The 22,689-nt window shown below is 48.6% G+C and carries 17 protein-coding genes; 11 read left to right on the top strand and 6 right to left on the bottom strand.

Annotated elements, in window-relative coordinates:
- From HP564_RS18385 to HP564_RS18375, 3 genes are all read right to left on the bottom strand, one after another.
- On the bottom strand, positions 1-3,022 hold a 3,022-nt coding region (locus HP564_RS18385), incomplete at its 3' end, for a S6 family peptidase (protein WP_371245275.1).
- A 1,326-nt stretch (positions 3,023-4,348) separates the two neighbouring features.
- Positions 4,349-5,365 carry an NAD(P)-dependent alcohol dehydrogenase gene (locus HP564_RS18380; RefSeq protein WP_371245274.1) on the bottom strand — a complete coding sequence of 339 codons (1,017 nt, stop codon included), beginning with the start codon at positions 5,363-5,365 and terminating at the stop codon, positions 4,349-4,351.
- A 239-nt stretch (positions 5,366-5,604) separates the two neighbouring features.
- The gene (locus HP564_RS18375; RefSeq protein ID WP_371245273.1) at positions 5,605-5,868 is read right to left on the bottom strand and encodes a DUF333 domain-containing protein; all 264 of its coding nucleotides are present in this window, start codon (positions 5,866-5,868) and stop codon (positions 5,605-5,607) included.
- Positions 5,869-6,462: 594 nt separating this feature from the next.
- Between HP564_RS18375 and HP564_RS18370 the strand changes: the two genes are divergently transcribed.
- On the top strand, positions 6,463-9,540 hold the full coding sequence (locus tag HP564_RS18370; RefSeq protein ID WP_371245272.1) for an autotransporter outer membrane beta-barrel domain-containing protein: 3,078 nt from the start codon (positions 6,463-6,465) through the stop codon (positions 9,538-9,540).
- A 51-nt stretch (positions 9,541-9,591) separates the two neighbouring features.
- Positions 9,592-9,909, top strand: a complete 318-nt coding sequence (locus HP564_RS18365) for a NirD/YgiW/YdeI family stress tolerance protein (RefSeq protein ID WP_371245271.1) — start codon at positions 9,592-9,594, stop codon at positions 9,907-9,909.
- A 564-nt stretch (positions 9,910-10,473) separates the two neighbouring features.
- Here the strand turns inward: HP564_RS18365 and HP564_RS18360 are convergent.
- From HP564_RS18360 to HP564_RS18350, 3 genes are all read right to left on the bottom strand, one after another.
- Positions 10,474-11,196, bottom strand: a complete 723-nt coding sequence (locus tag HP564_RS18360) for a hypothetical protein (protein WP_371245270.1) — start codon at positions 11,194-11,196, stop codon at positions 10,474-10,476.
- Positions 11,197-11,330: 134 nt separating this feature from the next.
- Positions 11,331-11,969 carry a helix-turn-helix transcriptional regulator gene (locus tag HP564_RS18355; RefSeq protein ID WP_371245269.1) on the bottom strand — a complete coding sequence of 213 codons (639 nt, stop codon included), beginning with the start codon at positions 11,967-11,969 and terminating at the stop codon, positions 11,331-11,333.
- A gap of 54 nt (positions 11,970-12,023) precedes the next feature.
- Positions 12,024-12,614, bottom strand: a complete 591-nt coding sequence (locus HP564_RS18350; protein ID WP_371245268.1) for a transcriptional regulator — start codon at positions 12,612-12,614, stop codon at positions 12,024-12,026.
- 1,000 nt (positions 12,615-13,614) lie between these two features.
- Between HP564_RS18350 and HP564_RS18345 the strand changes: the two genes are divergently transcribed.
- From HP564_RS18345 to HP564_RS18305, 9 genes are all read left to right on the top strand, one after another.
- On the top strand, positions 13,615-13,932 hold the full coding sequence (locus HP564_RS18345; RefSeq protein WP_371245267.1) for a hypothetical protein: 318 nt from the start codon (positions 13,615-13,617) through the stop codon (positions 13,930-13,932).
- 9 nt (positions 13,933-13,941) lie between these two features.
- Positions 13,942-14,175 carry a hypothetical protein gene (locus HP564_RS18340; protein WP_371245266.1) on the top strand — a complete coding sequence of 78 codons (234 nt, stop codon included), beginning with the start codon at positions 13,942-13,944 and terminating at the stop codon, positions 14,173-14,175.
- A 104-nt stretch (positions 14,176-14,279) separates the two neighbouring features.
- Positions 14,280-14,807, top strand: a complete 528-nt coding sequence (locus tag HP564_RS18335) for a fimbrial protein (protein ID WP_371245265.1) — start codon at positions 14,280-14,282, stop codon at positions 14,805-14,807.
- Positions 14,804-15,598: a molecular chaperone gene (locus HP564_RS18330; RefSeq protein WP_371245279.1), complete on the top strand. Its 795-nt coding sequence runs from the start codon at positions 14,804-14,806 to the stop codon at positions 15,596-15,598. The genes HP564_RS18335 and HP564_RS18330 overlap by 4 nt, the downstream gene beginning before the upstream one ends.
- Positions 15,599-15,625: 27 nt before the next feature.
- Positions 15,626-18,211, top strand: coding sequence for a fimbria/pilus outer membrane usher protein (locus HP564_RS18325; protein WP_371245264.1), 2,586 nt, complete (start codon positions 15,626-15,628; stop codon positions 18,209-18,211).
- Between the two features lie 14 nt (positions 18,212-18,225).
- Complete coding sequence (locus HP564_RS18320; protein WP_371245263.1) at positions 18,226-19,305, top strand: fimbrial protein; 1,080 nt, start codon at positions 18,226-18,228, stop codon at positions 19,303-19,305.
- Between the two features lie 70 nt (positions 19,306-19,375).
- On the top strand, positions 19,376-20,032 hold the full coding sequence (locus tag HP564_RS18315) for a response regulator (protein ID WP_371245278.1): 657 nt from the start codon (positions 19,376-19,378) through the stop codon (positions 20,030-20,032).
- A gap of 35 nt (positions 20,033-20,067) precedes the next feature.
- A complete protein-coding gene (locus HP564_RS18310) occupies positions 20,068-21,390 on the top strand; it encodes a TolC family outer membrane protein (RefSeq protein ID WP_371245262.1) in 1,323 nt (440 codons plus the stop codon).
- Positions 21,391-21,415: 25 nt separating this feature from the next.
- The gene (locus tag HP564_RS18305; protein WP_371245261.1) at positions 21,416-22,675 is read left to right on the top strand and encodes an HlyD family secretion protein; all 1,260 of its coding nucleotides are present in this window, start codon (positions 21,416-21,418) and stop codon (positions 22,673-22,675) included.
- The last annotated feature ends 14 nt before the right edge of the window (positions 22,676-22,689 follow it).

The following is a 22,689-nucleotide window of genomic DNA, read 5'->3' as shown; positions in this document are numbered from 1 at the left end:
GTGTGTCTGACGCTGCCGGTGTGTCTGACGCTGCCGGTGTGTCTGACGCTGCCGGTGTGACTGACGCTGTCGGTGTGACTGACGCTGTCGGTGTGTCTGACGCTGCCGGTGTGTCTGACGCTGCCGGTGTGTCTGACGCTGCCGGTGTGTCTGACGCTGCCGGTGTGACTGACGCTGTCGGTGTGTCTGACGCTGCCGGTGTGTCTGACGCTGCCGGTGTGTCTGACGCAGCTGGACTGTCTGATGCAGTCGGCGTATCTGACGCAGCTGGACTGTCTGATGCAGTCGGCGTATCTGACGCAGCTGGATTATCTGACACAGCCGGACGGTCCGATGCGTTATGCTCCAGAACCCAGAGAACCCGGCCGTCCTCATCTTTAACCTGATAGTCAGGTGTATAGACACTAAAGCCGCTGTAGCTGCTGGCAAAGGAGAAGTAGTCATGCGCCGTGCCCGCTGGCGCATCGATCATGACCAGATCCTGTTTCAGCGCAATCTGTTCACCGGCATCCACCAGCAAATTCACATCCAGTATGTTACTGCCGCCACTGGCAGTGCTGTTAATGGTCAGTTTGTCACTTTCCAGTGTTGATGGCTTAACGCCTAAATTTATCTCCAGGCCCGTTGCATCGAGTGAATCAACGGTCAGATTTTTTGCCGACCAGCTTCCTGCTGGCACCATTGAGAGCGTCGCTCCGCTATGGGCCCGTAGTGAGCTCAGATTGCTGCTGCCGGTCATTGTCCAGCTCGCATGGGTATCCAGCGTCATGCGGGTTGTGCCCGTTGAGGTAACCGCCCCCTGGTAGCTGACTTTGCCGAGGTAGAGGCTGGCGTTATTCGCCAGCTGAACATCGCCGGTCACCGTAGTGGCAGGCAGACGCGCCAGCGTATTGTCGTCACGCACGGGCTGGCTACAGGTCACCTCATCCTTATAGATAATTTGGTAGCAGCGCCAGCTTTTCTCCTCCACCTTGTCACTGTCGTTATATCCGAATACAAGGCGAGCTGATTCGTCAGCGACAAAGTTCGCACTCACGCTGGCATACTCTCCGGCCTGAAAAATCGCCTTTTTGCCCACATTGATGCTGCTGGCTTTGAACAACGACGTAGACCAGTCATCATCAACCACGACGCCACCCGCATGTGCAACCGGCTGCCCAGACAGAATGACCGTGCCGCCGTTAACGTTCAGGTCGCCATTCAGGTTCATTCCCCCGGTCAGTGCAGTTATCGCCGTGGCGTTATCTGGACGAATGTTAACGTCCATAGCACCGTTAACGGCGCCTTCATCTGTTTCCCCCAGAAAACCGCGAAAGACCTGCTGGTTCAGCTGTGTCAGACGGTAGTCCACCGCAGCATTCGCATCGGTTCCCAGATAGGTCCAGGTAGACGTACTTTTCTTATTGGTAGGGAAGTACCAGTAAGAGCTGGTATTTAGCTGAAAATATTCGGTGTCTTTGGTATAGGGGTTTTTATAGACATAGATTGAACCCGGCGTTCCCTTCGGATTGCTGCTGCTGAACGTATTAAACGTGATGTCATCTCGGGTATAGCCGGTAATATTCAGGCTGGCCCGGCTGTCGCTGTGGTGACTGAGCAGGGTGGCGCCGCTGTCGGTATGGTTAATTTTTTTGAAGGTTAAGGCATTACCATTTAAATCCAGCGTGCCGCCACGGTAGCCAAAATAAATGTTGCTGCTGGCAACCTGATCGGCATCGCCTAGCACAACCGTTGGACGTCCACTCACCAGCGTGACCGATGAGAAGGCCTGTTTGTTGCCGCTGGCATCGGCGCGCTGATCCAGGATGACGGTCCCCTCCCCGACGTTCAGGCTGCCCTTGTTAACGCCTTCCGCATTGACGTGCAGCGTGCCTGTGCCGATCTTATGCAGGGCATCATTTGCGACGCCGTTGACCTGCCACAGCACCGATTTGCCCGCATCCACCTCTATACCGCCCCCTGTCCAGGTGGCGTTCAGACCCTCTGCCGATTTAACGGTGTAGTTGTTCGAGAACTGGAGCTTGCCCGCGCCCATATTGACGGGCGCGTTGAGTATGACCGGACCACCTGCGCCGTTGAAGCGCAAATCTTTTGTCGCATCGAGTTCTTCATTGGTTGCAGTTGAGGGTGCAACGCCTGCATACGATGCGTCCAGCCCCGTCCATGACCAGACAGAGCTGCCCTGGGCGATGCCATTATCGTTCCAGTAAAGCCCCCCTTCATCTGCCCTGTCTGTTACGTCCGGGGAGGTGTTGGCTGCTATTGTCTTCGTAATATATCCGTCTGGAATGTACTCCCAGAGACTGGTCTGATCAAAAACCTTATTGCTTGTGTAAATGCCATGCAGCACACCTGCCACTTTCCAGCGTTTTTCCTGTTCGTCATAGACCATAAGCGGACTGCCGCTGTCCCCCCCCATGGTACCGATGGCAAGCGGAGAGGTCAGCGAATTTTCAGGACCGTAGCTGCTGGCCTGTAAAGTGCCGGAGGTGAACCTGACCGTACTGGCATTGACGGTTCCGCCACTCACCCATTTATAAGCCCCGCTCAGGGTGATGCGCTCTGTCTGATCATCGCTGACCTGGCTTTGCGTACCGCCGCCCACCCGCGTGTACCAGGAGTAGCGGGCGCTATCCTTTTTCATGATCTCCGATTTTTCTACCGTGCCTGCGATCGTTGCATCGGTGACCACCTTGTTCAGGCGGGGTAAATGAAAATCAATACTGGACTCGGTTGAATCATTGCGATTAATCAAGCGGTAAGATGCGCCGTATTGCGCACCGTTACCAAATCCGACCGTTTTATAGCCGGTATTGTGTCTGGCACTGGCAACATAAGAAGCAGCAACCAGGGTGCTGTAACCGTTGGTCGCGACCATGCCAAAATCGGGCATCAGGAAATTAAGATAGCCGGAAACTGAGCCATCTTTTTTATACACCGGGATATGGGTTGTACCGACCGCATACTTACCCAGATTTTCACCAAAATCGCGATATTCCTGAGCGGAAATATCGTGTCTCATAATACCTGCATAGGAGGTGGTACAGATGAAAGCCGTACAGTAAAAAGCCGATTTACCTAATTTTTTCAATGGATATTCCTGTAGTTAAAATTATTTTTAGACCTATCCTTAACAAGAAAACCAATCATATCACTGTCAGGTAAAAAGCTACGGCAGCACGCTTTAAGAGAAAATAATCACCATCAAAAAAACGCCAAAACTTGCACCATAAAAATGCAGGCCATTGATTATTAACCAAATAAAATATAAATCCATTATGAAATCAAAGTTATCTTTTAATTAAAAAAATGATAAAAAAATCAGAAATAAAAAACATCCATACCCCAAATAAAACACAATGAAAAATTTAAAGGAATAACACTCCACAGACAAGGCAGTGCAATAAATCAGGAAGATGATTGCCTGAGCAAGCAGGCCAGGAGATGTTAATGCATAAAAAAAGTATAAAACTTCGCTTTAATCTGTTCAGTACTGGTTAAAAATGTATTCTGCCTTATCTGAACAAAACGCAGTAAATCGTAGCCACGAACAGATCAGACCTGCTCTTCACTGTTTACTTCACTACCCGCCACATTATCCAGCGCGATAAGATCGCAATATGCTGCCAGCTGCGTCAGTAAAATCCACAGAGCGCTGAAACAAGTGGTGCGAGCAGGCTGGTCCAGCCGTACTTTTAACGACCATTTTTCTGTTCAGATAAAACGGCGCGAATTTTCCGAATCTTGTTTAAGGGGATCATGCAGACAGCCCTCCTCTTTTAACATCGGCTCGAGCAAACCACGATAGCGAACTACCCGGTCAATGGCATCAACGAAGACGCTCATCGCTGTCTCTGTAAAAAAGAGCGATGCTTTGTAAACATCAGGCTGGTGTGCACAGCATAAGTCAGTTTCCTTCCCCACCTGCCCGGCGACAGCTGCACACGCAACGGTGGCGGCAGGCTGGTTTCAACGTGGCATAAATCAGGAGCGGCTTTTCCTGCGCCGGTACAGTGACTGCACAGCCACACGCTGGTCAGTAGCCAGCACTCGTCTTTCAACCGTTTAACCTCACCGCGATCACCGTCATCTGATGCGTGCCGTTTTTTAAGCTGAGCGCTCCCTGCCAGGCAATAATGCGGTCAACTGCTCACCAGTAAGCCCGCCTCTTGCAGAGATACAGGTCTGGTTTTAGCCCCTTTTTCAACCACACCGATGTTGTAAAAAAACGCCTGTCGCTTAGCGTCAGGCGTTTCTTCAGGCTATGCTGATGCGGATGTTTGCGTATGGAATTAGCCCGGAGGTTCTGAGAACGCTTTCTCTCCAGCTGTGGTGTTACGTGCCCGGTTTACCACTCTACAGTGATTTTGCCAAAATGTTTGCCGCTGCGCTGAAGGGCAAAGGCGTCAGCAAGAGACGAGAGTCCTGTGAAGCGATGGCCAATTACCGGACGTAAACCGGTCTGGTTCAGGGCGCGGATAAAATCCTGCTGCTGGCGACGGTTACCTACAATCAGTCCCTGAATTTTTGCTTGCTTAGCCATTAACAGCGATGTCGGAACCACGCCTTCATGGCCAGTCAGTACGCCAATAAGCGCAATATGTCCGCCAGTGCGAACCGCAGTTACAGACTGCGCCAGCGTGCCAGGCCCACCAACTTCGATTACCACGTCAGCACCAGTGCCATCGGTGAGATCCTGCACCGCTTTACCCCAGTCGGGTGTGGATCTGTAGTTGATAGTTTCATCGGCTCCCAGCGTACGCGCCTGTGCCAGCTTTTCGTCAGACGATGAGGTAATAATCACGCGCGCCCCCATCGCTTTAGCGATTTGCAGAGCCGTGATTGATACCCCGCCCGTGCCCAGCGCCAGCATGGTGTCACCGGCTTTTAAGATGGCGTCGCCCACCAGGGCGCGCCAGGCGGTTAGCCCGGAGGTGGTAAGGGTGGCGGCTTCAGCATGGCTCCAGCCCACTGGGGCATGCGTAAAATGCGACGCGGGACGAACCACATATTCCGCTGCAAAACCGTCAGCACCATCGCCCGGCGTGCAGGTGAAGTCGGCAACCCGACTAAAAGGCAGACCATCTGCCCACTGCGGGAAAAAGCAGGAGACGACCCGGTCACCCACAGCAAATTCCGTTACCCCCTCACCGACCTCTTCTACCACGCCCGCACCGTCTGCCATCAGAATGCGCTGGTGGGCCGTCGGCATCGCGCCTTCTGCCACCAGCAGATCGTGATAGTTGAGCGAAGTCGCATGTATCGCCACGCGAACTTCCCCCTCTCCAGGCCTGCCCGGATCGGCCAGAGTGGACAGAGTCAGATTATCCAGCCCGCCAGGAGACGTTAAGGTCAAAGCCTGCATGATTCACCTCATGATTTTTTAGCAGAGAAACGTTCAGCATAGCTGTCGCAACTGCGGGTGGAGAGGTTTAAATCTGAATTATTCTGGCCTGAACGAAACCGGAAAAAATTTACCGTGCCCGGAAAATTCCCGATTGCTGGCAGAGAGAGCATGTCAGTGAGCAGGGAAAAAAAGAAAGGGGACAAAAGAAAAGAGGCGACAAACCGGGTTTATCGCCTCTCTTACAGCCTTTATCAATATTACTTAGAAAGATCCTTTTCAGGGTGGTCGCGGTGATAAAGCGCCCACTCCTCAATGCGTTCACCTGAAGGAAGCGTACAATATCCGATCACGCCTTTGTCGGTCTGAACCTGCGAAAGCTTTCCGCCCGACTGGATACACCAGTCAGCCGCAGGGTTATGCATATTTAACGGCCGGGGTTGAGAGTGCTGTTGCGCGCATGCCGTCAGCTGCAACCCGGCCGTGATAAGCGCGGCAGAAAGGGCCATCTTATTGATCTTCATAACAGGAGCTCCTGAATAGACGTCGCTAAAATTTAGCATATATGTCTGCCAATGTGTTATCCGCTCAGCGCTATTCGCCCTGTTTCAAAAACACATTAATGCACAATGCAAATTATTAAGCTGAGAAAAAATCGCAAATAATTCTATTCTCTTTATCAGAAAGCATGTTACTCATTCATCGGTCAACGTTTTATCAACACGTCTGAACTTGCTTTAAACATCTTCATTAAACCGTTAATTCTGATAAAGATAAACACCCTCAAAAAAGACCGCACATGAACAAAATTAACAAACAGCCTCGTCAGCACACCTTAAATAAGCCTTAAAAATCATAAATATGATTATTTCACGGCATTTATTGCGGTACAGGAACATGGGTCAGAGACATTTCCATCATCTTTACACTCATTAAGCGGCAGCGGCATAATCTCAACGTTTTTCACAATCCCTTTTCAATTACAGGGCACATTAGCACTCTGTTTCCCTCTCATTCTTCGGAGAAATGACTTCGGCTTATTTATACGCATCAATCTTTGCGCAAAGTCGTCCAGACATTAATAACCTGATAATTAAATCTTAAGGAAGAGTTAAAGAATGAATAATAAATTCGAACTGAGTATGCTTGCGAAAGCGTTAATCATCGCCTGCGGCCTTGGCGCATGGCCTGGGGTTGGTCAGACGGCGATGACAGGCAGTCAGAGAGGCAGTGACATTACGCTTGAGGATGGCACGATGCTGATTGCGGATAAAGATATCGGCACGCTGTACGGCATTCTCGTCCCCCTGACAATGACCGGTAAGGTTGATGCGGGCACGGATAGCACCATCAGCGTCAACGGTCCCGATGTTGCCAGCCAGGGCATTGTCGTGCGGGGGCCTGAAAGTACGCTCACCGCAAATAACCTGAAGCTGAACGTCACGGGGTTGAGCGCAGTTGGTATTGATCTGCTGGGTAAGTATTCCCAAGCAGACTTAGGCTCTGATACCTCCGTTTCAGTAACAGGAACCCGGGCGGCTCACGGAATTACGGTTGGCTTTGGATCCTCGCTCAAGGCGAACAGGCTGAACGTTTTTATGCAGGGTGACCGCGGCCATGGCGTTGTCGTCACAGGATATGGCAGCAATGCCAATATCGGTCAGGACGGCGTCATTAAAACTGATGGTCATAACAGCCACGGCGTTCAGGTTGATGCACTGGTAGGCGTTGAGGCCGATGGTCCGGCCAGCTTTGCCGCCGACGCGCTAACGGTTAATACGCTGGGAGAGGCGTCAAACGCGATCAATGTTCAGTCTGACAGCATTGCCTGCTTAGGCAGTCATACAACGCTTATCACCAATGGTGATAACGCAGCGGCCATCTTTAGCATGGGTAAAGTGACGGCCGACCACATAGCAATTAGCACCTCAGGGACTTATTCCATGGGTATCGAAGCCAGGGAGGAGAGTGACGTCACCATCGGTGCGGGCAGTGTTGTGGCGTCAAAGCAGAGCGGTACCCTGGTTGCGATGGATGACAGCGCCACAATAAATTTTCTCGGCAGCCAGGACGAACGTAATACTCTTTTCTCTTCGGGATCTTATGCCGTATCGGCGCAGTCAACAGGCGCAACGGTGAACCTGTACAACACCGATATTCGTCTTGAGACCACAGGCGGCGCGGGAATCTGGTCATTGCTGGGCGGCATGGTGAACGGCGATGGGGTGACCCTGACCGCCTCATCCGGAAATAATGGCGTTCTCGCGATGGCTGGCGGTCAGGTGAATCTGGTTAACGATTTGACAATAGATATGGGGGCGCCTGAAGAGATTGCCATAGGAACCCCCTATTATGAAGGCTATGCCCCCGGCATCGTGACTGCTGAGGGTAAAATGGCGATTAACGGTAGCGTGGTGTCTAACGACGGATTAATTGATCTTAACTTTGCTCCCGGTTCGCTCTGGCGCGGCAGCGCCGTCAGCGGTCACCTCAATGATGGGCACCTGAACGTTAGCCTGACCGATAGTGAGTGGCAGGTCGCCAGCAGCTCTGGCGTTGATAACCTGCAGCTGAATAATGCCTTGATTGATCTTTCCGCTGCGACGGACACCCGCGCTTTCTCTACGCTGACTATTGCCAGTCTGAGCGGCAGGGGTGACTTCCGGCTGCGTACGAATATTGCCGGCGAGGGTGACGGGAACAACAGTCTCGGCGATAAAATCGTGGTGACGGGAAAGAGCGCAGGTGAATATGGCCTGACGATCCTCAACCAGGGGAGCGCAGCCACGACCGGTAATGAAGTTCTGACCGTCGTGGAAACCTCAGATGGTATCGCCACCTTTAAGGGAAATTCAGACGTTGAACTGGGCGCCTATGTTTATACCGTTAATAAACAAGGTACTAACTGGGTCCTGTCGTCACCTGGGATTGACGATCACCGCGAAGCGGAAGTGAATCCTGAGGAGACGCCTTCCGCTGATACGCCTGACCGTGAATCCAGCGTTACACCTGACCGCGAATCCAGCGTTACACCTGACCCCGACTCCGGCGTTACGCCTGACCGCGAATCCAGCGTTACGCCTGACCCCGACTCCAGCGTTACGCCTGACCCCGACTCCAGCGTTACGCCTGACCCCGACTCCAGCGTTACGCCTGACCCCGACTCCGGCGTTACGCCTGACCCCGACTCCAGCGTTACGCCTGGTGAAGAGACCCCGGTTCCCGATGAGAAGCCGGAAAGAGCCGACGGGCCAACGCCTGCCGCTTCAGACACCTCATCGTCAGTCATCACCTCTACCGCTGACGCCGGAGCAAACTTTCTGAACATCGGTTATCTGATGAACTACGCCGAAACGCAAACGCTGTTGCAGCGCATGGGTGATATCCGCCAGGGACAAACTACCGGTAATGTCTGGCTTCGCGGCGTCAGTGGTCGTTTCAACAGCTTCGCCCACGGTAAGCTGAGCGATTTCAACATGAATTACAGCGGCTATCAGTTTGGCGTGGATAAACGTGTTGCTGAAAACGTTCCGGTTTCTCTGGGATTATTTATGGGTGTCACAGAGGCCTCCCCACGCTACCAGAGCGGCAAGGGCACAACGAAATCCGAACATGCTGGCGCGTATGCCACATGGTTCAATGAGGCCGGTTTCTACCTTGATGGCCTGGTAAAAATCAACCGGCTGAGAAACCAGTTCAGCGTCAGCGATACGCAGGCGAACCGCATTTCCGGCAATGGCGTCTCCTCAGGCATGAGTGCTTCGCTGGAAGCCGGTAAGCGATTCCGCTTTTCTGACGGCACTAACGGTTTTTATCTGGAACCGCAGTTCCAGATGACGGCAGGTCGGCAGGGCGGTTCACGTATTCGGGCAACCAATGGATTAACCGTCTATCTCGCTGGCTACAGATCCCTGCAGGGCCGGACGAGCGTGCTGGCCGGATATGAAATTAATCAGCGTGATTACAGGCTTAATACCTACGTTAAGACTGGCCTCCTGCGCGAGTTCAAAGGCAATGCCCGCTATGCGCTCAATGGTTCCCCGGAAAAGATGACGTTCAAGGGCAATGGCTGGAATAACGGTGTGGGCATCAGCGCACAAAGGAAAAACCATACTTTCTTTCTGGAAGCTGACCTGACCGGGGGTGAACGCTTCAACCATCGTCAGGTTAATGCAGGCTATCGTTTTAGTTTTTAACCGCTTCAACCATCAGGAAAGATCTTCTCAGATCTTAATAAGGGAGCAGAAATGAAAAAGATACTATTCATCGTTTTAACGCTGACAGGGTCATTTTCTGCGTTTGCCAGAGAGGACGTGACCGTCGCCCAGGCCAAAACCATGCATGACGATCGTCACGTCACTCTGACCGGGACGATTACCGGATGCGCTGATGACGATCACTACTGGTTTCAGGATGCAACCGGACGTATTCGTATCAAGACAGACGATGAGGACGATAGCGACGACCGCTATCTGGCTGGCAAAAAAGTGCGCATCTCAGGAGAGATTGACCATGACGGCGGCCGCACGGAGATCGATGTTCACTACCTCACTGTCCTGAAGTAATGGGTGTTGCGAATGTATAAGCCAGCGCTTGCGCTGGCTTTTTTGATAACGGGAAGCGCACAGCGTCTCGCGCCGTGCTGACGGCAATCAGCGTTGCTGCGAGGCTGGGCTGAGCGCGCCCGTTGACGTTGATCGTTGCCATTTCGAACCCGCAGAACAACAGCGCTAGCCTCTTTCTTCAGATAGTGAGAAATCGAGCACACGGGACTGCCCAGCGTAACTTTCTGCACCAGATTGTGCGAAATCCAGAACGGTACCACTTTATCCGATGCCGCCTGAGCGGGAGTCTGATCACCTCTTATCCGGAGCGGATACCCTGTCCAGTTACTTCTGGAAATAAAATCTGGCGGCTCTGCAATGGGCGTTCTCTGTGCACTTCATCAGGCAGCGCGTTGCCTGTAAACCCGGGTTACTCACCCTTTCTGCAAGACAGGAAAATTTTTATTTTTTAACCTTCAAAACCAGAACCAGGTAAAGGACAGTTAAACCGGCAGGACAGAGTACAGTGTGAGTCGCCTACCCTGTAGGATGGGTGATCGACAATGGAATCAACCTACCGACGCGTTAGCTCTTTAGTGCAGTTTTGTTGACCTGATGAAACAGGCTACTCAAAAGAGCGTCAGATTTAGGCAGCGTATGATGACGTTCAGATTCAGGCTGACCAGCATAATAGTGCTGATGGGTAAAATACCGGGTAGTACTGATCGAATAGATGGCTTCTGGACAGTAGTGCTCGTTCAGAACGCGCGACAAAAGCCGCTTTTCTGGCTTTAAATCAGTAAGCACCCTTTTAGCCTCATTTTCATCGACCCAGTGAGCATTCACTTTCCCCTGCCTATCCAGTGAGATTTGAAAGTAATAGCGCTCTCCTGAATAGAGAGTTGCAGACATTTCTTCGTTCTGGTCTACGTTCATTTTTCCCTGCTGAAGCTGACCTGCAGAAATGCCGATACGTTTCTGCCCCGGGCAGAGTTCCAGCTCTATGGCACGAAAGGCAGGCATCAGGCTGGTATGGTATTGATTATTGATGGAAATATTAAGAAGGCGGTGACGGGTGACTGAGGGGTCATCTTCCGCCCGATAGAAGACGATATGCGTATAGGCATTTTCCCTCCATTCTTGATCATTCAGGCTCTGAGCCGTCGGTGACTGCTCTGGGGCCGCAGCATGCACATAATTGCTGTAAATATAGCTCAGTAGAAAAACCACAATCCCTACTATAATGCCAGCCACCACTTTTGAAGAAATAATGATATTTTCAGAATGATTTTTTATTTTATGCTTCATTAACATTCCTCAGTGAAATGGCAAAATAGTATTAAAAAGATCCTAATTTTTGTTCTGATACGCCAGGAAATCTGTAAGCAGGAATAGATATCGCATCAGGCGAAAATAAACGTTTCTCCGGCCATCGATAATAATCACTCTATTACACCCTTATAGAGCTGACTCAGGCTGAGATCGTTCAAAAACAGGTAAAACTCATGTTCACCTTTGAGGTCGAACTTTCTCATAATATTATATTTATGGGCATAAATTGTCTTCACAGACAGTCCAAGAATGCTGGCAATTTGCCGAATCGTTTTCCCTTTTTTTAAAAAACTGACTATCTGCAACTGTACCAGCGAAATTTTATTTATGTGGCATGCAGAGCAGTCTGAGGGGGAAAAAACCTTAGCTTCCTCTTCATTCGCAGCCAGCCACGCCCGGGTAATCTTATCCCTGACGTGTCTGACTGACTCAAAACGGTCAATGGCCGTCAACGACTGGTAGCAAACGGGCAGTGATGCAGGGCTGATAGCATTAACATCATCCATGAATACCAACAAAACAGATCCGGATTTGCGATAGCGGTATGCAGGCTGGCACATAAACAGGCGCCATTGCGAAGAGTTCATTAATATAAAATCCGCTACTTGCAAACTTTCGCTATCGCACTCCGTTAAAAAATTAACGTTAACGTCTGTTAATAATGCCTCCCTGATAATTTCAGCGATACCTGATTTGAAATAATAATTTTCGTCCTTGCAAATCAAGTTAACAACCTTAACAAAATCCATTTAGTATCTCATTAATTTTCTGGCTATCAAACCTTTCGCCAAATACATTTATTTTTAACAGAACTTACCATTAATCAACTCCAATTCTCCCTTTTCCTTAAGTTCCTTAAGCACCCGGCAAATTGAGCTTTTAGAAAGATCTGAACTATGCTCGATCAGGTAGAGCGCAGAAAAGCGTTTTTTCAGATGAGGAGGTAATTTTTTCCATCGACCTATTAAAGAGATTACTTCATCGTAAGAATTCCCTTTTGGCAGTTGTATGTAACTCATCAGGTCAGAATATTGACCAGACACAATGGACATTGCATCATTGAATAAGTCCTTTTCAAAAACCAAATGCCAGAAGGTATCATAATCGATAAAACTTACTTTCCCGTAATCAATCCTCTCCAGATAAACTGGCGGATCATCAAGTGCTGGCGTAACGCCTACAATAAAAGGTGCTGATAAAATATTGAGCACCTTGTGCCCGTTCTTGAGTTTAAGTAAAAAGTCGCCGTCCAGTATAAACATTACCCGACGAATATTATCTTTAGTCAAATGGTAACGACGCTTGCCTCGTGAAATTTCATCAGGATTTGCAACCTGTGTATATCCAGCCAGCGCATCGATGATTCGCTCGTGATTTTCAGTTACTCTATGCATAATAATTAACTCAATCAAACTGACAACCGAAGCCAGTGGTTAGTATCAACGATAGCTAACGTCCCTTTTCATGGTTTGATTATTTCCCTGACTCGTTGAGTTTTAGCTTCTGACCACCTCCCTTTATTAATCTTAAAATTGCAAACTGATAACCATATTAAACACAGGGAAATAAAACTCAACACCAAGACCGGGTCAAAATTCAGACTTAAAAGTTAAACAAAACCATAAAAACAGAATTAAAAACCAAAAAAATCACATAATAGAGCTAATGAAACCAGTAACCTGTATTTTCTGATTAGCTAATAACTTTTTTCCGAAAAAATCATTTTATTGTTCCCAAAAGAAAACCAAAGTTATATTTTTGACTTATCCGCAGGAGAAGAACAAAACATCAAACTAAAAACAATAGCAATATATCAACACGCGTTTTAATAGTAGAATCAATGTTATTAATCCTTACTTGAAATAACACACCCTTGTTGAGTGCAAGTTAAACACACATCCTCAAAAAAAGAGAATAAATTACAAAAAAACCCAGCATTTAGTTTTTTGTTTTTTCTATGTTAAATTATTTAGAACTTTATTCTGTAGGATTTGCTTTGCGACAGCGTCACCTGTCCTGAAGAAGAATAACGGGTCATAAATCAGAGCTCGCTTTATCGTACAAAATGACACTGTCAGGGTGATAAACAATACAAATACATCCCTGTAAGATAACCGGAGCGCCCCTCCATCTGAGGGAAAGCAGGCGTATCAAACAGTGAGTCATGATAAAAATTAATTCTAAGCCCCTGATTAACGCAACATAATTAAAACAATAAAATTAAAAAACGAACCGGTGTTAAACAACTCCATTCATCCATGTAACCATTTAAGGTATATCAGCAATAAAATGTCACATTATGGATTATTTGCTATTTAAGTTGCCCTGACTAATTCATCAAATAGCACTGTTCGCAAGAAGCGATACAAATAAATATAAACAGGATGGATTTGAATGAGAGAGTTAACGACTTACGAAATGGAGCATATTTCTGGCGCAGGCGTTTTCGATACTATCGCTGCCATATTTATCGGTTCCGTTACGGGCATCACGACGTTTGGTGTGAAATGGGCAATGAGCGGCGGAGACACGGGTGGCCTCCTCGGCGCAGGTATTATTTCTGGCAGCGTCGGCCTGGTTACTGGAGCCGTTGTGGGTATGGTTGATGGTGCGCTTTATGGCGCAATTAATGGCTGGGATACCACCGTAGCCTGGTTTAACAAAGTTGTTGAAAACACATTTGACCCGGATGCACCCGTAATCACGGCGTAAGGATGAATCATGCGTGAACTAAACGGCAAAGAAATTGAAACCGTGAGCGGTGCTTCCTTAACGTCACAGATCATGGATTTTTTTAAGCAATTTACAACCAGCACGTCAAAAGAAAAAACCGACTGGGTGCGTCCGGAAGATATTCCGGAATCCCATCCGGTAAGTGGTTCGACTTTTGGCCTCGGTATTGTCGGACTCGCCACTGCCGCCGCTGCCGTCGTTATTGGCTTTCTGACACTGTAATTTTTATTGGGGAAATGCTCCTCAATAAATTAAGCGTGAGTTTTAACGTTCTCTGTAAAAACTCAGCACACTGCAAAAACATTTCAACTCAACAAGGAAAGTATATGAAAAAGTTTTCTGTAATTGCTCTCGGTCTGCTGGTCGCTGCTCAGGTTCATGCTGCGGCGGCATCAGACGGCACCGTTAATTTCACAGGTAACATCGACAGCCAGACCTGTACCGTAAGTGTGAATGGCGGTACCAACACGGGTACGGTAACTCTGCCAAAAATTGCAGCGGCTGTGCTGGCTAACGCAGGCCAAACTGCAGGCGAAACCCGTTTTACTATCGATCTGAAAGATTGTTCAACTCAAACAGGTAACGTTTACGCCTACTTCGAGCAGGGTGCAAATGTCAATGAGAATGGCCGCCTGACAAATACCGGTTCAGCACAAAATGTAGAGCTGCAGCTGCGTGATAGCAATGAAGCGGTTATCAATGTAGGCAGCACCGAGCAGTCAACGTCGCCAGTCACTGGTGCACTGAGCGAAGGTGCTGCTTCACTGATTTATTCTGCAGAGTACTTTGCTACGGATAAAGCGTCTGCTGGTACCGTCGTTTCTTCAGTTACTTACTCAATCAATTACCTCTGATTGGTTCAGGTGGGGGCCATGCCCTCACCTCTCTTTCTTCTTTTGCCAACCCAGTAAATTATGAAAAAAAAAACGTTATTGCCGCTCTCCTGACGGCATCGCTGCTTTCATCGTCGGCCTTAGCAAGCGTAACGATTATTGGTACGCGTGTTATCTATCCAGCGTCTGAAAAAGAAGTCACGGTTCGTCTGGATAATCGTGGTGACAAGCCCGCACTCGTTCAGACATGGATTGATGATGGTGATGCTAATCAGGCTCTGGATAAGATCAATGTACCTTTCGTTCTGCTGCCTCCGGTTTTTCGTATGGAGGCGAATAAAGGACAGACGTTACGCATGATGTATACAGGCAATAATCTGCCTGCCAGTAAAGAGTCCATTTTTTATCTCAATGTTCTGGACATCCCGCCAAAAGACAAAACTTTATCTGATCAAAACAAGCTCCAGATGGCTGTCCGCAGCCGTATCAAGATCTTTTTCCGTCCAGCCAGCCTGGATGCCGAAGGGGCTAACCAGGCAGCGTCAAGTCTGGTCTGGCGAAAAAGACCAGGTAGCAATCAGCTCACTGCAGTTAATCATTCCCCCTATTTTGTCAGCGTCTCTCAGGTAACCGCTAAAGATGCAGCCGGACGCAAATATGTGTCCCAGAAGGGTGACATGCTGGCACCAGGCGAAACCAAAGCTTTCACCTTAAAGGGAGGAACCCCTAATCAAATCATGCCAACCATTCATTATCAGTATCTTGATGATTATGGTGCTGCTCGCGACGTGGACAGTCAACTCAGTCAGTAAATTAAAGTAACAAGAAGAGGAACAGGCATGGCAAGGACATTTACTGTAGATGACTTAACCGGCACACACTTTTGCTGGTCCTTTTTAGCACTATTTCTAGCTGCAGCGGTACCATCAGCCAGGGCTGATGGTAATTATGATTTTGATGATGCCTTTATAAAGAGTATGCCCGGTGTAAAGGTTGATGTTACCCGTTATGCCGAGGGTAACCCCATCGATCCCGGCTTATATACGCTGGATATTCTTCTCAATGGTCGTCAGATAAGTCGCAACAATGTGCGAGTAATAAGAGAGGGGGCTCGTGCAAAAGCCTGTCTTTCTTATGATTTAGTGAGAGCACTGGCAATTAAAGATTCCGTACTCAGTTCAAGTCAGGTTGTTTCTTTACGTGATGAGAACCAGTGCCTCTCCCTCGAAGAGATTGTTAATGGCAGCAGTGCTTCCATTAACAGTGCTGACATGCAAATGGATATTTCCATTCCACAAATCTATCTGTCGCGCAGCGTGCGCGGATACGTGGCTCCAGAGTTCTGGGATAAGGGTGAAAACGCTTTTTCACTAAACTACAACACGAACTACTATCGCTCAGCCTATAGTGGTAAAGAGTATGATTCATTCTATGGTCGAGCCCTTGCGGGATTAAACCTGGGCGGATGGATGCTTCGTCATGACGGCACCTTCACCTGGAGCCATCAGGAAAAAAAAGATTCCCATCATTACCAGAATATAAATACTTATGTGCAGCGTGACATCCCACAAATCAAATCCCGCATTTTACTGGGTGAAGGCAACACCACCGGTGAAATTTTTGACACGCTCTCTTTCCGAGGCGTGCAGCTGTCGACGGTTGATCAAATGTGGCCAGATTCTCAGCGCGGTTATGCGCCAGAGATTCGAGGAGTTGCGCGCAGCAATGCTCAGGTTACCGTCAGGCAAAATGGCAACAAAATTTACGAAACGACCGTATCCCCAGGCCCATTCAATCTTACAGATCTGTACCCTACCGGCTATGGTGGAGACTTAGACGTTACCGTTAAGGAAGCTGACGGTAGCGAAACGCACTTTAGCGTTCCCTACGCAGCAATGACGCGATTAAAACGGCCGGGGATGACCTATTATTCTGTAACTGGAGGGGTCTCACGCCAGAAAAATATGGCGTATACACCTTCGGTTTTCCAGGGCACTGTTCAGCACGGCTTTAACAACAGCCTTACGGGGTATGCCGGCATTCAGGGATCTGATAACTATAACTCTCTCTTGTTGGGTGGTGCCTTTGGTCTGCCCTTCGGCGCTATTTCGCTTGATATTACCGGTGCAGAGACGCGCTATGGCGGTCAAAAAGATCAGGGAATGAGTTATCGCGCGACATACAGTAAAAAACTCACGCAAACTGATACCAATCTAACGCTGGCGGCATACCGATTTTCAACCTCAGGTTATTACAGCTTTAATGATGCATTGCACATTAACAACTATTATAAAAAAAATGGCAATGACGGACGAAATTATCTTTCAAGGCCTAAGCAACGTTTTTCACTGACCGCAAATCAAAATTTAGGAGAGTCATTTGGGAATCTCTATCTTACTGGTTTCGTTCAAAATTACTGGGATTATGCGGGGACTAATACGCAATTTCAGCTCGGCTATAGCAACAGTATCGGAAGAGTGTTCTATACATTTTCTGCTAACAGATTATTATATTCAACGGGCGGACATGATACGCAATTATCGCTGGATTTTTCCGTTCCGCTTGGCAATAAAAGCCGAACATATATCACCGGTAATGCAACACACAGTAAAGATGGCGTGACTGCGCAAACATCTGTTAACGGTATTTCAGGCGACAGCGATCAGTACAGTTATAACGTCACTGCATCACGGGATGAAGAGAATAATTACGCAGGATCTGTTAGCGGCCAATATCGTTCGCCCTACAGTACCCTTAATGCCTCTTATACTAAGGGCAGTAACTATTACTCTGCTTCTGCAGGCGCCAGCGGAACTGTGGTTGCCTTGCCGGATGGCATGGCATTTAGTGCGTATCAGTCAACGACCTATGCGATTGTTGATGCTGAAGGTGCCAGTGGCGCACATGTGCTGGGATTTCCGAATATCGTATTGAATGATAAAGGCCGGGCCATTGTGCCTAACCTTAACCCGTACCGTATAAACGAACTGGCAATAGATCCTAAAGGCATTCCTCTGGATGTTGAACTTGATGCGACACAACAGCGCGTTATTCCTGTAGAGGGTGCCATAGTGCGATTAAATTATAAAACGATCATGGGGAAACCCTTACTTATTCGCGCTAATAAACCTGATGGAGATGCATTGCCCTTTGGTGCAGCGGTAAAAGATGAAAGCGGTAATTTAATAACGACTGTTTCACAAGGCGGGCAAATTTATGTGCGGCTTAATAAAGATGTGAGTCAACTGCATGTAGCCTGGGGAAAAACACCTGCAGATAACTGTCTGGTTAACCTGGAATCAGGCGATATTCAGTCCAGTGACAACCAGACACTGGCAAGGCTTACAACAACGTGCAATCGCGATCAAACGCAATCTGTTCGTTATGTGTCTACTGATACGAACAAAAATGCTAACCAGGGTTAATCAGGTGGACCGTCATGATAATTATTAACAATAAAGGAAGGGTGGCTCGCTTTATCAGCATTATCACACTGGCATTGAGTGGTATTTTTGCATTAAGCCATCATGCTCTGGCGGCTAGCGCATCCAGCGATGCTATTACGCTGACGTGTAAAGCTACCAGTTCCGCTTCTGCATTAGATTTTAGCTCTTTAAACATTAATATTTCTGCCTCTGTTCCTGTCGGTACGATTGTCGCGCAGGGAACCATGTCGCTAAAGGTTAAATGTGCTCTGGACAATTTTGTTCAATTTTATGAGGGTAAAATCGGTGAAGTCTATTTTAAGCGCAACGCTATTCCAGAAGGCGCATTAGGATATGGCCTGACGCTGTATACCGGTTACAACGGCGATATGACGGATCAGGCTGGCAGCGTATCCACGGGCGTATTTTTAAGTGACTGGGCTCTGCAGGCTGGAGGAACGGTCGGCACCTTTACAGATTTAACTATAAGCGTTCCCTATCAGATTGTGCGCACCTCAGCGTCGATGGAACCGTCCACAGTCACTGGCGTCGTTGGCGCAATCCGCAAAGCCTTTTTAATTGGATCGCTGGTTTCAGGAAAGGATGCAGAGTTTTCTGTCACGAATATTAAAAATTCTGTAACGGTTAAAGATGAGACCTGCTCTGTTGCCAGCAATAAGGTTCAGTCTGTTCCGTTGGGTCAATATTCGGCCAGTCTCAGTAGTGGATTGGGTTCCGGACCAGGACAAACCAGTACCTTAGTGCCTTTTGATATTCAGCTTAACTGCGAAAATCTGCTTTCAGGCTCTTTTGACGTAATGATGACGTTTGAGGGTCAAGCGGTCAGCGGACTGTCCAGTTCAGGCGTGCTGGCTCTCGACTCCGCTACGTCAACGGCAAGTGGTGTAGGCGTACAAATTTTAAATGGAGACCAACAACCCGTCATGTTATCGACTCCGTTTAGCGTGGCGAAATTTCCGCTCTCATCGGCCCTGGTGACTGTGCCTTTATATGCACGTTATTACCAGACAGCTGACCGGATCAGTCCCGGAAGTGCGAATGCGGTAGCGACCTATACCCTTTCCTATCAGTAAACAGTCAGGGCTCTGCGGAGTCCTGTTTTTACCCAATACCGAAACAGCAAGTGAGGATTTATTGGCCGATATGCTAGAGAAACGAAGGACATTACGGGTGGGAGTGTCCGACGAAAGCCCGTTTATTGAATGCTCTGTTCAGTCCACGCTGGCAACAGAATTTACCAGACATGAAATTGTTTCTTTTCCGGCTGAGCCGGATGAATTAATTTTCAGTCTGAAAAAGGAAAAGCCAGATATATTAATCACTGACTTCAATTTCAGCCTGGAACATAGTGGTTTAAATGGCGTTAAAAAAATTGAAGAAATTCTGAAACAAGTACCCGATATCAACATCATTATACTCACTGCACAAACCAACCAGGCTGTACTAAAGAAATTAATGCAAATCCCGGTAAAGGCGGTAATCAGTAAACGGGATGATCGCAGAGAACTGATAAAAGCTTTTCGCTGGATTTGCACTAACAACTCTGGCACTTATTATTCTGAACAGATGAAACCCCTGGCACAGGACTCATTTTCGGGTGAGATAATTTCGCTGTTGTCGCCCGCAGAAATTGAAGTAATCAGGCTGTTTGCACTGGGATACAGTCTGGTCGATATTGCCAAAGCACGTAAGCGAAGCGTCAGCACCGTGGCCACACAAAAATATAATGCGATGCGAAAACTTCAGCTTCAGTCAAACACCGATCTTATTAAATACGTTTTTGCGCAGGAATTAATTTAACACTGCCTGTTTAATTTTTATGAAGTAAGGGGAAAATGAAAAACTATACTAACAATATTATATTGTTGGCAATGGCGTGCACCTCATTTTGCACCCAGGCCACCACACTACAACAGACTGCGCAGGCAGCCATGTCTTACGACTCTGCGCTTCAGTCCAGCAAACAAACCAGCGAAGCTGACAAGCAAAAATACTGGCAAGGCATGTCCGGTATGTTGCCCTCTCTGACTCTGGAGGGGAGCTGGGACCGCCAGGAACAGCCGGATAAAAAATATCAAAGTGGTGTCACCTCCCATAATTATGGCGTACGCCTGAAGCAGCCCCTGTTTGACATGAGTAAATATGCTGGCTGGCGTAAAGGCGTAGCGATTGCCAATACCGCTGAAGCTCAGGCGCGTAAAGCAGAGGAGAAACTGCTTAATGCTGTGGCAAACGCCTATTTTACCGTCCTCTATCAACAGGAGGTGCTTCAGGCGACCCAGGCTGCCAGCCATAACTTCAGACAGCAAATGGAAAAGCTACAGGCGGGTCTGCTTAATGGCCAGAACACCCGGACCGAAGTCGATGAAGCAAAAGCGAACTACGCCATCGCTCAGGCGAAAGAGATTGAAGCCCGCAATCAGCTCTTGCTGGCCGGTGAAGCCATTCGCCGCCTGTCCGGCATCAATCCCGATACCCTTGATCCAGTTAATTTTCAGTGTCTGAAAACGACGCCGTATGCCTCGCTGGCTGAAGCGATCAAAGCGAGTCAGCAACGCAATACGGATATACAGGTGGCCCTTTTCCAGCACGACCAGGCAGACGCCGATGTCCTTGCTGCGACCGGATCCCATATGCCTGTTGTGTCGCTTTATGCCAGCTATGGTAAGAACTGGAGCCGCAATGATGACAATGACAACCTTCTTTACGACACCATCTTTGGCACCAACTCCAAAAGCAATAGCTTGCAGTACGGTGTGAACGTATCAATTCCCCTCTTCGCCGGTGGCGGCCAGCTGTCACAGTCGTTTGAAGCCGCCTATCGCCGTGAAGCCGCGAAGTATTCCACCGTCGAAGCACAACGCAAAGCTGTCCAGGATACGCGTACCGCATGGCTTAGCCTGACCAATGGTAAGGCATTGATCGATGCCGAAAAAAATGCGGTTGAATCCGCGCGTGAAAAAGTGCGCTCCGTCCAGTATGGCCGTGAGATGGGCTTTCGCACGGTTAACGATGAGCTGGACGCACAGCAAAAATATTACAACGCGTTAAAAGATCAGGCAGAAGCGCGCCTGAACTATCTCAATGCGTTGGTAAGCCTGGCGCAAAGCACCGGATCGTTATCCGTGGATATGCTGAATTTTTTTCAGTGTCGTTAATTTCAAATACAAGATGAACAGCTAAATGGAACAGTCACTTTTTCGCCAGGAGGCGCTGGATGCTGCTAACCGTGGCAGTCTCGGTACCGTCGCTCTTTATTGTCCGCCCTATCGCTGGCTGGTTATTTCAATCGTCATGGTCATTACGTTAGCGACGGCGCTTTTCTTTGTCTTTGGCAACTACACCAAATATGAATCTTCAACCGGTGAACTGCTGCCAAAAAATGGCATGTTGATCATTCCGCCGCCCGTAAGCGCTACCGTGATTGATATTCCAGTCAAGGAGGGCCAGCACGTCGAAAAAGGCGATGTCGTTATGGTGCTGTCGTCAGAAGTATCGACGCAGCTTGGCCAGACGCGACAGGTCATCGCAGAAAACCTCACCGCACAGCGCCAGCGGCTGCAACAGGATCTGACAACGCTCAGTAAGGTGCATGATGTTGAAATGCAGGGCTTAACCGAAACCCTTAACAGCCTGAAACTGCAGCGGGAACAGCTCAAGCTACAGCTGGCGCACCGTAAAAAGCAGGTCGCTCTGATGCAGGTACAGCTGAACAAACTGAAAGCCATGCACGGCCAGGGTTATGCCTCCAGCCGTCAGGTGGAAGAGCAGGAATCAAACCTGCTCGATAGCCAGGCGCGCTACCAGGAGTATCAGCGACAAATTCTGGATACGTCGCAAAAGATTTCTCAGGCGCAGCAGCAGTTGCATGAAAAGCCACTGGATTTTGAGAAGAAACGTAATGATATCGAACGTCAGCTTGCCGACAACCGCCAGTCTATGGCGGAAAACGAGGCGCGCCGTTCTTTCGAACTTCGTGCACCCAAAAGTGGCTATGTGGGCATGATCATGGTGAAGACGGGACAGATGGTGAATGCGGGTCAGTCTGCGGTCGCCATTTTACCCAGCGACAGCGAGCTGGTTGCGCGCATTATGGTCAACACGCAGTCCATTGGTTTTATTCAGCCTAATCAAAGAGTTGTACTACGTTATAAAGCGTTTCCCTATCAAAAATTTGGCCAGCAGTACGGCAGAGTTATCGAGGTCTCACGCACTGCCCTTTCTCCTCAGGAAGTGTCCGTGATGACTGGCAAAAGCAACGTTCAGGAACAGCAGTACCGCGTAATTGTGGCTCTGGATAAGCAAACCATCAAAGCCTACGCGCAAAACGAACCCCTTAAACCCGGTATGGCACTTGATGCCGATTTTATCGTCGATCAACGCCACCTCTATGAATGGGTTATGGAACCTTTGTTCGCGCTGGGTCATAAAATTTCTCTCTAATTAAAAGGTCTGTG

This window comes from Pantoea sp. KPR_PJ, assembly GCF_041386365.1.
Lineage (GTDB): Bacteria > Pseudomonadota > Gammaproteobacteria > Enterobacterales > Enterobacteriaceae > Pantoea.
This window is presented reverse-complemented; position numbering and strand designations above follow the sequence as displayed.